We start from the raw sequence: 13034 nt of genomic DNA on the forward strand, positions 1-13034 counted from the left end.
GATGTCCAGAGGGGAACGTCTGCTCAGATTTTGCTGGCGTGCTGCTTGAGTTGCTCGCGCGTTGTGTCGAGGATGCGATCAGCTAGCGCGGGGTCCTTGGCACTGCGAGAAAGCACCAATGCACCGACCAGGGTCGACATCATCATTATGCTTTGATCGCTGCTGTCCTCACCGGAGAGTCGCGACTCGAGGGTAACGAGCATGCGCTGAATCAGTTCGTCGGTGATTTCGCTGGGTTGTCCGCGTTGGCCAAGCTCGGCGGCCATGGTCGGCAGGGGGCAGCCGTTTTCTGGCGCATCACGGTGAGCGCTGGAAAGATAAAGATCAATGAAAGCCGCCGCAGAGTTATCCGCGCCCAGCTTTTCCGTATTGGATTCCACCAGCTTGTCGACCGCACAGCGCAAGGCTTTCTCGACCAGATCATCCTTGGATTTGAAGTGGGCATAAAAGCCCCCGTGGGTCAGCCCCAGTGCCTTCATCAATGGCTGCAGGCCAGTTGCACCAATGCCGTCTTTGCGAAAGCGCGCGGACGCCTCGTGCAGGATGCGTTGATGAGTTTGGGCTTTATGATCTTCGGCGTAACGCATTGAGCGAGCCTCCTGACTATGGCTCTTGGAATGTTGGTTGACATTCTCACATGGATGACAAGCGGATGCAGTATCCACTTTTCGGGCCAGGTAGCCACTGGTCAGTTGGTCGCAGCGCATTTATCGATATTCGTGTGACGGTGAATGCCCTATTTGGGGCCCATTATCTTCGCCAACGCATCAGGTCGTGGCGCACCCTGCTGCTGTTGGACATTGCCGTCTTCGTCTTTGTAGAAAATCGAAGGGGTCGCTGACAGCGCCATTTCTTCCATCAGTTTCATGTTGGCGTCGAGTTTGCTCTGGATGTCCTTGGGAATATTGCTCAGGGCTTTGAGCGAACTAGCTTTTCCAGCGGCTTCATGTTTTTCCAGTGCCAGTTCCGGGTTCTTATCTGTCAGCAAGGCAGCGGCTTTAGCGGCGCTGTCTTCGCGGATAATGCCGACCATAATGTGGCGCAGCTGCACTTTGCCGGATTTCACCCAGGGCCGCGCCTGTTCCCAGAACAGGTTGCAGTAAGGGCAATTGGCGTCGCTGAACAGGTAGATCACTTTCGGGGCGGTTTTCGCACCATCAGCAATCCAGGTACTGCTTTCCATCTGGCTCCACATCGCTTTGGTCATGGGTTCATAGACCAGTTTTTGCAGTGGTGCCTGACTGAGGTCTTCACCCTTCTCATCGAACAGATTGCCCGCCAACACATGCTTGCCATCGGCTGTCAGGTAAAGGGCCATGCCCTGATTCTGGTACTGAGCTGCATACCCTTTAAGCCCGCCGGGAGCATCGAAACCGCCCTTGATGATGGCGCCCTTGGCTTCCAGCGCTTTAATCGCTTGCGGTAATTCATCGGCCTGCGCCAGTAGAGTCTGCGCGCCCATCAAGCCGACAGCGACCACTAACGAATAACGGATCAGGCTCATTGAGCACTCCTTCGGGAAATATGAAGAGCAGGGTGTAATGCTGTGATTAAGACGGTATTAACGAGGGGTTGTTTCCACAGATGCGCCGCAATCCTGCAGGCGTTGATCAAATGACATAATCGCGCCTTAATCACTACACGCTTCAATAGCCCTTTTTTCGAGCCCCGCCATGCACGTATTGCTCTGCGAAGATGATGATCTGATTGCCAGCGGCATTGTCGCAGGCCTCAATGCACAGGGGCTCACTGTGGATCGCGTGGCCACGGCGTCAGCGGCGCGAGCGATGCTGGCGGCAGCGCATTTCGATGTGATGGTGCTGGACCTCGGTCTGCCAGACGAGGACGGGCTCAAGTTGCTTCGTCAGTTGAGACAGCAAGGCACGCAATTGCCGGTGCTGATTCTCACTGCCCGCGACACGGTAACTGACCGTGTCGATGGCTTGCAGGCAGGGGCCGATGATTATCTGCTCAAGCCCTTTGACCTGCGCGAACTCAGCGCCCGATTGCACACCTTGATTCGACGCATGGCAGGGCGCAGCGTTAATGTCATCGAGCACGGTTGTCTGACCTACGATCCCAGTAGTCGCGAAGCGCGTCTTTCCGACCAACCAGTTGATCTGTCACGCCGTGAGCAGGCACTGCTCCACGCCCTCTTGCACAACCACGGGCGTGTCATGTCCAGCGAACAACTGAAAGATTGCGTGTACGGCTTCGGCGACGAGGTGGAAAGCAATGCCCTCAACGTTCACATTCATCATCTCAGGCGCAAACTCGGCGGCGGTATTATCGAAACCGTGCGCGGCTTGGGGTATCGCCTCGGGCCAGCTGGCCACGACGCGGAGCAAACCTCCTGATGATGAGTCTGAGACTGCGCCTGAGCCTGACTCTAGGAGGCGCTTTCATATTGATCTGGATTCTCGCTGCAGCCTGGATGCTACTGGATTTGCGGATGCAAATGATGGACTCGCTCGACCAGCGCCTTGCCGCATCGGCGCGAATGGTCGCCGGCTTGATGGATCAGATGGAAATGCCGGAGCAGCAAGGCGGCGTCAATGCCGAGCGTCTGGCCGTGTCCAGCCCTATGGCCTGTGAGGTCAGTTCGTTGCGCGGTGAAATCCTCGCCCGCAGCCACAACACGCCGCAATCCCCGCTGACCGCCGACGAAAGCGGTTACCGGGATCAGGTCATCAATGGCGAAAGCTGGCGCAGCTTTACCCTGACCCACGGCGATGTGCGCATCACCACCGCTGACCGCCAGCAAGAGCGCGATGTGCTGGGCCGTTCCGTGTTGCTCGCAGCCTCCGTGCCGGTGCTGGTGGCGCTGCTGGGCAGTCTGGCAGTGCTTTGGTTCGTTATCGGACAAGGCCTGGCGCCGCTCAATCGCATGCGCGACGCCCTGAAACGCCGCAACGCCGATTCCCTTGAGCCGATCGACGTGCCGGGGTTACCCAACGAATTACAGCCGCTGCTCAAAACCCAGAATCAACTGTTCCAGCGCATTGCCCGCACCCTGGAGCGAGAGCGCCGCCTGACAGGCGATGCCGCCCATGAGTTGCGCAGCCCGTTGACCGCCATCAAGACGCACCTGCAAGTGGCGCAAATGACTCAAGGCACGACGCGTGACACGGCACTCGCCCACGCTGAAGAAGGGGCAGACCGCATGCACCGCACCCTTGAGCAGTTGCTGCTGCTGGCAAGGGTCGAAGGCAGCCTTTCGTTCGACGACGGGGTGCTATGCGACGCCGAGAAGGTCGCGCGGTTGGCAATTCATGATGCGGCCCATGGCAATGAGCAAAGCATTGAGCTGATCATTGGTGACCAGGTGTCGACGGCCCCGGTCGAGATGCCTGCCGTATTGGCCATCGCTGCTCTGCGCAATCTGCTGGACAACGCCTTGCGCCATACCGCGGCGAATACCCGGGTCCAGCTGACCTTGCAGACAGTTGCAGGACAGGCCCATTTCCTGGTGCGCGACCATGGAGCCGGTATCCCTGAACCGGATATGGACAAGCTCACCCAACGGTTCTGGCGCAATGGCAAAAGCCCCGGCGCGGGGCTTGGCCTGGCCATCGTGCAGGCGATTGTTTTGCGCTGCGCCTGTTCGTTGCGTTTTGACAGCCAGTCCGATGGCTTGCGGGTCGAATTGCAGATGCCGTTGCAGAAAAGCGGCGGCCCCAGCACTGCTTGATCAAAGTTGCCGCTACAACTTAGCGGCCTTCAGTTCGGGCACTGGCTCGACCACGGCTTTGTGCCGACGAAAACGCATCACCAGACCGTACAACAGTGGTACGAAAAACAGCGTCAGCACCGTGGCGCTGAGCATGCCGCCGAACACACTGGTGCCAATCGCCCGCTGGCTGGCTGAACCTGGGCCAGTTGCAAGCATGAGCGGCAACACGCCAAAGATGAACGCCAGCGAAGTCATGACGATCGGACGCAAGCGCATGCGCGCGGCCTCAAGCGCTGCGTGCAATACAGAAGCGCCTTGCCGGTGCAGGGTCTCAGCGACTTCGATGATGAGGATTGCATTCTTCGCCGATAGCCCGATGACCGTGATCAGCCCGACCTTGAAGTACAGGTCATCCGGCATGCCGCGCAGTGTGGTCGCCAGTAGCGCACCGATAGCGCCCAGAGGAATCGCCAGAATCACCGCCAGCGGGATCGACCAGCTTTCATACAGTGCCGCCAGACAAAAGAAAATCACCAGGATCGACAATCCGAACAACAGCGGCATCTGGTTGCTCGACACCCGCTCCTGATAAGACTGCCCCGACCATTCCAGGCCAAAACCGCCGGGCAGTTCATCCACTATCCGGGTCAAGGCGTCCATGGCCTGACGAGTGCTGTAACCCTTGGCCGGCGCGCCGCTGATTTGCAGCGCTTCGAAGCCGTTGAAATGCTCGATCTCAAGCGCATCGACGGTCCAGCGCATACTGACGAAAGCACTCAGCGGCACCATGTCACCCGCTTTGTTGCGCACTCGCGCCTGCAACAGGCTTTCCGGTTGCTGTCGGTCCTTGCCCTCGGCCTGAACGATGATCCGACGCACCTGGTTGTTGTAGATAAAGTCCCCCAGATAGTCCGATCCATACAGGGTGGCCATGGTCTGGTTAATCTCGCTCAGGGACACACCCATGCTCTGGGCCTTGAGCCGGTCGATCGAGACCCGCAACTGCGGTGCATCGTCCTGGCCCGAGAACGACATATTGACCAGCGCCGGATCTTTGGCAGCGAGTGCCAGTAACTGGTTTTTCGCGTCGATGAGAGCGTCATGGCCCAGCCCGCTGCGATCCTGCAGGCGCAGGTCGACGCCTTCGATGCGACCCATCGACGGCAGCGGCGGGGTATTGATCGCCTTGATCTGAGCCTTCGGATGGCGCGCGGTGCCATGCTCGAAATGCTCATTTACCCGGCCCAGGATGGCGTCCAGTTGCTGATCTGGCTGTTTACGCAGGCCCCAGTCGACTAATGTCGGCCAGATCATGCCGGCGTTCTGTCCGTCCCCGAAATAGCTGAAACCCTGCATCGCAAACAGGCTGGCGATGTTCGGATCGGTTTTCATGAACGCCTGCACTTCGTCCAGCACCTCCCGGGTGTCGGCTTGAGTAGAGCCGGTAGGCAGCAGGATCACGGTGGCGAACCCGCCTTTGTCTTCGCTGGGTAAAAAGGCGCCCGGCAGACGGACCATGAGCAACGCCATGACCGCGAACAGCGCCAGATACAACAACAAAAAACGCACGGGACGGCGCAGGAAACCCGTCAGGCTGTGGGAGTAGAAGCGCGCGAGTGCCGGGCTGAGTCGTGCCAGTCGTCCTTCGGCGTTTTTGTGCCCCACCGGTTTGAGCAGCGTCGCACACAGCGCCGGGGTAAAGGTGAGGGCGAGAAACGCCGACAACACCATCGGCACCGCCAGCGCTACGGAAAACTGCCGGTAGATCTGCCCCACCGCGCCTTGAAACAGCGCCATGGGGATAAATACCGCAGTCAGCACCAGGGTGATAGCGATGATCGCGCCGCTGATCTGGCCCATGGCTTTGAGCGTGGCCTGCCTTGCCGGTAAGCCTTCTTCGCGCATGATGCGCTCGACGTTCTCCACCACCACAATGGCGTCGTCCACAAGAATGCCGATCGCCAGGACCATGCCAAACATCGTCAGCACATTCAGCGAAAAGCCCAGCATCCACATCACACCGCACGTGCCTGCCAGCGCAATGGGCACCACCAGGCCCGGAATCAACGTCGCCCGCCAACTGCCGAGGAACAACCACATCACCAGGAACACCAGTACCATCGCTTCGATCAGCGTGTAGCCGACTTTCACGATGGACAGTTTGACGAACACCGACGTATCAAATGCGGTCTGGTAGTGCATGCCCGGCGGGAACTGCACGGCCAGCGCATCCATGGTTTTTTTCACCGCCTCAGTGGTGCTAAGTGCGTTGGCGCCGGAAGCGAGCTTGATCGAGATGGCCCCGGCATATCGGCCGTTGACGAACGCCGGGTAGTCATAATTGTTGCCGCCGAGTTCGACCCGTGCGACATCCGCGACGCGCAGCGCCGAGCCGTCGTTGTTCACGCGCAACGCGATGGCGCCGAAGGCGTATGGCGTGTCCAGGTCTTCCTGAACGGTCAGCGGCGCGGTGATGGCGGTGTTCGCAGGGGAGGGCGACGCGCCGATGGCCCCGAGCGTAATCCGCTGATTCTGCAGACTGATGGCATCGATCAATTCGGTTGTCGTGATACCAGTGGCAGTGAGCTTGTGCACATCGGGCCAGATACGCATGGCGTATTCAGGGCTATAGACCTCAACCTGCCCGACCCCTGGCACTCGCAGCAATGCTGGGCGCACGATGCTGGTGGCGAAGTCCCCTAGCTGGACGTCATCGACGCTGGGGTTGTCGGCGGTCAGGGTCACGAACAACAGCTGGTTTTCGCCGCTTTGTTCCACCTCAATGCCTTGGCGCCGCACGCTTTCAGGCAATCGCTCTTCGACCCGACGAATGCGGTTCTGCACCTCGACTGCCGCCAGTTTGGTATTGGTGCCAGTCTCGAAGTACAGGCTTAGCTCCACCAGCCCTTCGGAACTGGTCGAGTTGAAATAAAGAAGTCCGGGAATCCCGTTCAGCTCGCGCTCGATTACCGAGGTCACCGTGCGTTCAGCCACTTCCGGCGATGCACCCGGGTAGCTGGCGCTGATGGTGACCCTGGGCGGTGCTACGTTGGGGTATTGCTCGACAGACAATCTGGACGCAGCAAAGCCACCAGCCAGCACGATGAATATCGCGATCACCCAGGCCATCACCGGGCGATCAATGAAGAACGTGGACATGAACTTCCCTATTGGCGCTGGGCCACACTGCTGTTGCTGGTCAAAGGCTTCGCTTCCACTGCTTGCCCATTGCTCAAGGCCCCGCCATCCAGGATCACGCGTTCACCACCGGACAGGCCTGAAGTGACCCGCCATTGCTTGCCCTCCAGGGTGTCCGCAGTGATGGGGACCTGCCGCGCATGGCCGTTATCGTCCAGCATGACGAATGCACCGGTGCGAGTACGGGTCAACGCATGTTGAGGGATCAGCACCGCCGCCTGCGCTTCGGGATGTTCGAATTCAACCTGTACGTACATGCCAGGAAGCAACAGATGATCGGGGTTGCTGAATAGCGCACGCATAGCAACGGTGTCAGTCAGCGGGTCCACTGCGGTGTCGGAAAACAACAGCTTGCCCGGCGTGCCGTACAGCGAGCCGTCGCCAAGGCGCACATTCACCGGCATCGGTGCGTTGCTTTTTTCCAGGGCTGCGGTGGCCTTGCGAAGAGCCAGAAACTCATTGGCCGGCTGTGAGAAGTTCACGTAAATCGGGTCAATCTGCTCGACCGTTGTCAGCTTTGTGCCTTCGTCCTGGCCGACCATTGCGCCTTCAGTGATCATTGCCCGCCGTGCACGCCCGGCAATGGGCGAAGTGACGCTGGCGTAATCAAGCTGCAACCGCGCACTGCGCACCTTTGCGGCCGCCAGTTGCTCGGCGGCGCGCAGCTGTTTCTCCAGGAACAAATCCTTGCGGTACTGCTGAATACTGATCGAGTCATAGTCACGCAATTGTTTAGAGCGCTGGGCGACATCGGTTGCGGCATCGGCGGTTGCCCCCGCCTGCGCCAGCTCTGCCTCGGCAGCGGCGAGGCTAGCCTTCATTGGCGCGGGATCAATCAGAAAGAGTAACGCTCCGGCTTTGACCTCTGAGCCCTCGATATACGTGCGCTTTTCCACGATGCCAGCCACGCGGGCGCGGATTTCTGCCGTGCGGTAGGCCTCCAGGCGACCGGTCAATACCGTCGTCGGTGGTTGATTGGAACGCACGGCAATGACTACATCGACCAGCGTCTTTTTCTCGGCGAGCGGGGTGGTCGGGGCCTTTTCACAACCGCTCAGCAGGGTGCCGAGGGCAATCAGACAGACGAAGGTGATGCGCAAAAACCTGAAAGCGGGCATTCGCAAACTCGGATAAACAAGAAATGTTCTCAATCGTACACGTCCTTGCGACAACAACTGGAATATATATGTATCGGCCAAGCGTGCGATGAGAGCAAATGTCGAGCCAAGTTAAGAAGCTGCTCAACCGCGCGGGCCAATTCTACTCCTGCTCGGCCCAACGCATCGCGCACCAAGGTCCTACAGTTGCGTCGGATGCTTCCCTGAATGCGCATCTGTCAGACAACCCTTTGATTCTCTGGCCTAATCCCGGACAATCGCGCCCCTTTCCTGTACAGAACCGGTCAGGGGCGCCGACTGCCATGTAATTCGACGCGCTTTTGACCATGTAGCTATCACCGGCAACGGAGACATCGACCGGATGAATGATCAGGCCAACAGCGTCGAAGAACGCTTCGACACCGCGCCCGCCAGCGCGACTTCCTGGAACCGCCACGACACGACCTGGATGCTCGGGCTGTTCGGCACTGCGATCGGAGCAGGCACGCTGTTTCTGCCCATCAACGCCGGTATTGGCGGCTTTTGGCCGTTGGTCATCCTTGCGCTGCTCGCATTTCCCATGACGTTCTACGCACATCGCGGCCTGACCCGCTTTGTGCTGTCGGGTCGTGAAGGCGCTGACATCACCGAGGTGGTCGAACAGCATTTCGGCAAAACGGCGGGGGCGTTGATCACGCTGTTGTACTTCTTCGCGGTGTTCCCGATCCTGCTGATTTACAGCGTCGCGCTGACCAATACCGTGGCGAGCTTTCTGGAACATCAGCTGCACGTTCAACCGCCACCGCGCGCCATCCTCGCCTTCGTGCTGATCCTCGGGCTGCTGGCGGTGGTGCGTTGCGGTGAGCGGATCATCGTCAAGGCCATGAGCCTGATGGTCTATCCCTTCATCGTCGCGCTGCTGTTTCTGGCCGTGTTTCTGGTGCCGCACTGGACCGGTGGGATTCTGTCCACCGCCACTTCATTGCCTGCACCATCGGCGCTGCTGCACACCTTGTGGCTGGCGATCCCTGTCATGGTGTTCTCGTTCAATCACTCGCCGATCATCTCGGCGTTTGCCGTCGATCAGAAGCGCCAGTACGGCGTAAATGCCGACCAACGTAGTTCGCAAATCCTTGCTCGCGCTCACGGTTTGATGGTGGTGATGGTGCTGTTCTTCGTGTTCAGCTGCGTACTGACCCTGTCGCCTGAACAACTGGCCGAAGCCAAATCACAGAACCTGTCGATCCTGTCGTATCTGGCGAATCACTTCAGTAATCCAACCATTGCGTTCGCCGCGCCGTTGATTGCGTTTGTGGCCATCACCAAGTCGTTTCTGGGTCACTACATCGGTGCCAGTGAAGGGCTCAAAGGCCTCGTGGTGAAGACCGGGCGTCGCCCGTCGCCGCGTACGCTGGATCGTCTGACCGCAGGTTTCATGTTGGTAGTCTGCTGGCTGGTGGCGACGCTCAATCCGAGCATCCTGGGCATGATCGAAACCTTGGGCGGACCGGTGATCGCGGCGCTGCTGTTCTTGATGCCGATGTACGCCATCCACAAAGTCCCGGCCATGCGCCAATACGCTGGCAAGTTTTCCAACGTGTTTGTGGTGGTGATCGGGCTGGTGGCGATTTCGGCGTTGGTGTATTCGCTGATGCAGTGATGCTCATCGCTTTCGCGGACGGGTTCGCTCCCACATGGATCTGCGGCGCTGCCGACCTCTGGATCTGACGCCATCCCGCGGGAGCGGACCTGTTCGCGAAGGGGCCGGTACAGCCGACGCATATTCATCCGTGCCCCTTGCGCCTAAACCATGGCGGCAACATGCTATCGGTCCATTCCTCACTGAATCTGGTCGATCATGAGCGACGAACGACTTACGCCTGGCACTGAGAGCGATGTCTACAAAACACTGCTGGAATCCACTAAAGCCATCCCATGGCGAATCGACTGGAAAACCCTGACCTTCAGCTACATTGGCCCACAGATAGAAGCCTTGCTGGGCTGGACGCCCGAAAGCTGGGTCGGTATCGACGATTGGGTGTCGCGCATGCACCCGGACGACCAGGATTACGTGGTCAATTTCTGCGTGTCGCAATCCAAGGCCGGGGTTGATCACGAAGCCGACTATCGCGCCCTAACCAAGGACGGTGATTACGTGTGGATTCGCGACGTGGTCCACGTCGTGCGCAAGGACGGCGAAGTCGAGGCACTGGTGGGTTTCATGTTCGATATCAGCGAGCGAAAGAAGACCGAAGAGCATCTGATTCGTCTGCAAAAACAACTGGAGGAATACTCGTTCCAGGATGGCCTGACCGGCATCGCCAACCGACGCATGTTCGACACCGTGCTGGAGCGCGAGTGGGCCCACGCGCAAAGCACACAATTGCCGCTGTCGCTGATCATCATGGACATCGATTTTTTCAAGCAATACAACGACCACTACGGCCATATCAAAGGCGATGAAGCCTTGCGCCTCGTCGCCAAGACCTTGCTGCCTGCCGCCAACAATCCACGGGATTTCATCGCCCGAATCGGCGGCGAGGAGTTTGTCTGGCTGCTACCGGAAACGACCCAGGACAAAGCTCGTCAAGTGGCGGAAAAGTGCATGCAACTGGTACGTCAGCAACACATTTTGCATGAGAAATCTGACGTGTCCCCGTTGCTCACCCTGAGTCTGGGCGTAGGCACCGTCACGCCGAACGAGCACGCTGCCCCATTGCCCTTTGTAGAGAAGGTCGACGGCTTGCTTTACCAGGTCAAACGTAATGGCCGCATGCGCGCCGAATACGGCGAGTTCTGAATCGCAGCGAAAGATTCTGTCCCTAACTCCCAAAGTGGCATTACCGCACGCGCACTTAAGCGCAACGTTGTCGGCACTTATCGGGTCCACGGTGCTCCACTTAAAGGTAGGGGCTGACTTCGTCCACCACTGCATCGTTACTCAATCCCTCTCCACTGGTCGTTGTGCGACAAGAGGTATGCCTGATCCCTCATCAAGCCTGACTTAGAGCCGTGGGTGACTATTCGTTTAGTTGATAGTTACCATCAAAAAACGCGAGTTCTGTTTTTCCGGCAAAAGAGGAGGATAGCCCCATACCGAACTGGCTTTACCTGGGAGATACGCGATGAGAATTTCTGTCCTGCTGGCTCTTGTCGCCGTGTTGACCGGTGGCGCCGCCGCCACTGTTCCGGCCTACGCCGCCGACGAACAAGCGTGTCACCTTACCCCGGTCGCCGACAGCAGCATGGCGCTGCAATCGAACCAGTCGGTAGGGGTGATCTACAGCGAAAACACCGTCAGTAATATCGAATATCTCGAGCGTTACCATTCCATGGCCCTCAAGGGCGTGAAGAACAGCGCCCTGGATTCACGCATCCGCCAAGCCTTCGTCAATAGCTCCGACCCAAAACTGGCCATCGATTGGCTCAAAGCGTCGCTGGAGAAGCAGTTCGCCTCGGTGACCATCTATGACAATCTGGACGCCGTGATGCAGGCACGCCCGGACGTGGTGGTCATGCTCGACACTTACAACCGCCTTGTGACCCAGCGTAATACCCAGGTCGAGGCGCGTTTTGAAGCGAAGTTCTACGACGCTAATCTGCAATACATCGGCAAGGCTGAAGGTTACGGTGGCAAGGAGCTGTCCGCGGTCTGGGTGCATGACAAAGCCGCGCCTGAAATTGCCGCGCAAATCGACCAACAGCGTGATCTGCAGGTCAATGCGTTGAAGCAGTTCGATGCCTCCCTCAAAGCGCTGGTGACCTCGGGTCAAGTGGCCCAGGTTGCTAAAAACTGAGTACACGCACCTCCTGCGTATTCGTCCCATGAACCGACGCCCTCTGCGTCGGTTTTTTATGGGCTGACAACGACCTATACCGGCCACAGCAGTCATTAATCAGTAGTTTCGGGTGCGTTGATATACACAGGTATGAATCGCTAAAACGAAGACGCTAGCTATATCAACTTGTGCATGAGCGACAGTCTCAGCCCCCGCCATTACAGTACTGACATGCCGCACGCAAAGGCTCTGCCAGAGCCTGTCAGTCTTCCTTTGTCATGCAGTCAGTCGGCTATCCATCTCACTAACGGGGCGTCTGCCCAGGTGGCTGAAATGCTGAACAGAAACGATCTGCGCCGCGCTGACATCAACCTTCTGGTGGTCTTCGAAGCCATGATGCATGAACGCAATGTCAGCCGTGTCGGCGAGAAATTGTTTCTCGGTCAGCCCACCGTCAGCAACGCACTGGGGCGTCTGCGCACGATGTTCGATGACCCGTTGTTCATCCGTAACGGCCGCTCGATGGAGCCCACGGCGCGGGCGGAAGAGCTGTTCCAGATTCTCACGCCCGCTCTCGACACCATTGCCATCGCCCTGAGCCAGACCTGTGAATTCAACCCGGCCACCAGTAACGCGACGTTTCACATCGGCTTGTCCGACGACGTCGAGTACGCGCTGCTGCCACCTTTGCTGCACCGTCTTCGTCGAGAGGCGCCAGGCATCAAGCTGGTCATCCATCGCGCTGATTGCAGCCGCATGCCGACCTTGTTGGCTAACGGTGAAATTTCCGTAGGCATCAGCTACACCGTCGATTTGCCGGCCAATGCGAAACGCAAATTCCTGCGCATGATTTACCCGATGGTGCTGCGTGCCGATTCGAGCAAATCAGCGCTGACCCTGGATGAGTTCTGCCAGCGCCCCCATGCGACAGTATCGTCCATGGTCAATCTTGCCGATGACACTGACAACGCGCTCAAACGCCTCAAACGTCAGCGTCAGGTGATGCTCGCCGTGCCACAGTTCAGCGCGATTCCGATGTTGCTGGCGCAGAGTGACTTGCTGGCGGTGGTCCCCGATTACGTGGCCAAAGCCATGGCAGGCAGCGGGGGCCTGAATGCTGAATTTGCGCCCATCGAGTTGCCCGGCTTTGAGTTGTCGATGGTCTGGCGTGGCGTCAGCCACAGTGATCCGGGCGAACGCTGGTTACGCTCGCGGTTCAGTGAGTGCCTGAGTGACAACAGCCGCCCGATGTCCATTGTGGCCGCCTGAACACAAGGCGCTGATGTT

Annotated in this window: 10 protein-coding genes; 6 read left to right on the forward strand and 4 right to left on the reverse strand. The window is 58.6% G+C overall.

Going from position 1 to position 13034, the window contains the following annotated elements; genetic code table 11:
- Nucleotides 1-23: 23 nt before the first annotated feature.
- A complete protein-coding gene (locus ACWKV9_RS03005) occupies nucleotides 24-587 on the reverse strand; it encodes a TetR/AcrR family transcriptional regulator (protein ID WP_483834591.1) in 564 nt (187 codons plus the stop codon).
- Nucleotides 588-736: 149 nt separating this feature from the next.
- Nucleotides 737-1462, reverse strand: coding sequence for a thiol:disulfide interchange protein DsbG (gene dsbG, locus ACWKV9_RS03010; protein WP_483834732.1), 726 nt, complete (start codon nucleotides 1460-1462; stop codon nucleotides 737-739).
- A 211-nt stretch (nucleotides 1463-1673) separates the two neighbouring features.
- On the opposite strand from dsbG, the gene ACWKV9_RS03015 reads away from it, so the two are divergent.
- Together ACWKV9_RS03015 and ACWKV9_RS03020 are read left to right on the forward strand one after the other, a co-directional pair.
- The gene (locus ACWKV9_RS03015; RefSeq protein WP_483834592.1) at nucleotides 1674-2357 is read left to right on the forward strand and encodes a response regulator; all 684 of its coding nucleotides are present in this window, start codon (nucleotides 1674-1676) and stop codon (nucleotides 2355-2357) included.
- A 2-nt stretch (nucleotides 2358-2359) separates the two neighbouring features.
- Complete coding sequence (locus ACWKV9_RS03020) at nucleotides 2360-3691, forward strand: ATP-binding protein (RefSeq protein WP_483834733.1); 1332 nt, start codon at nucleotides 2360-2362, stop codon at nucleotides 3689-3691.
- Between the two features lie 12 nt (nucleotides 3692-3703).
- Here ACWKV9_RS03020 and ACWKV9_RS03025 read toward each other — a convergent pair whose 3' ends face one another.
- Complete coding sequence (locus ACWKV9_RS03025; RefSeq protein WP_483834593.1) at nucleotides 3704-6832, reverse strand: multidrug efflux RND transporter permease subunit; 3129 nt, start codon at nucleotides 6830-6832, stop codon at nucleotides 3704-3706.
- A gap of 8 nt (nucleotides 6833-6840) precedes the next feature.
- A complete protein-coding gene (locus ACWKV9_RS03030) occupies nucleotides 6841-7989 on the reverse strand; it encodes an efflux RND transporter periplasmic adaptor subunit (RefSeq protein ID WP_483834594.1) in 1149 nt (382 codons plus the stop codon).
- 361 nt (nucleotides 7990-8350) lie between these two features.
- Between ACWKV9_RS03030 and ACWKV9_RS03035 the strand changes: the two genes are divergently transcribed.
- The 4 genes from ACWKV9_RS03035 (at nucleotide 8351) to ACWKV9_RS03050 (ending at nucleotide 13016) form a co-directional block, all read left to right on the forward strand.
- Nucleotides 8351-9628 (forward strand): serine/threonine transporter, encoded by a 1278-nt coding sequence (locus ACWKV9_RS03035; protein WP_483834595.1) that lies wholly within the window; start codon nucleotides 8351-8353, stop codon nucleotides 9626-9628.
- Between the two features lie 198 nt (nucleotides 9629-9826).
- Nucleotides 9827-10768, forward strand: coding sequence for a diguanylate cyclase domain-containing protein (locus ACWKV9_RS03040; RefSeq protein ID WP_483834596.1), 942 nt, complete (start codon nucleotides 9827-9829; stop codon nucleotides 10766-10768).
- A 325-nt stretch (nucleotides 10769-11093) separates the two neighbouring features.
- Nucleotides 11094-11765, forward strand: coding sequence for an ATPase (locus tag ACWKV9_RS03045; RefSeq protein ID WP_483834597.1), 672 nt, complete (start codon nucleotides 11094-11096; stop codon nucleotides 11763-11765).
- A 315-nt stretch (nucleotides 11766-12080) separates the two neighbouring features.
- Nucleotides 12081-13016, forward strand: coding sequence for a LysR family transcriptional regulator (locus tag ACWKV9_RS03050; RefSeq protein ID WP_483834598.1), 936 nt, complete (start codon nucleotides 12081-12083; stop codon nucleotides 13014-13016).
- Nucleotides 13017-13034: the final 18 nt, after the last annotated feature.

The sequence above is a fragment of the Pseudomonas corni genome, assembly GCF_057128765.1.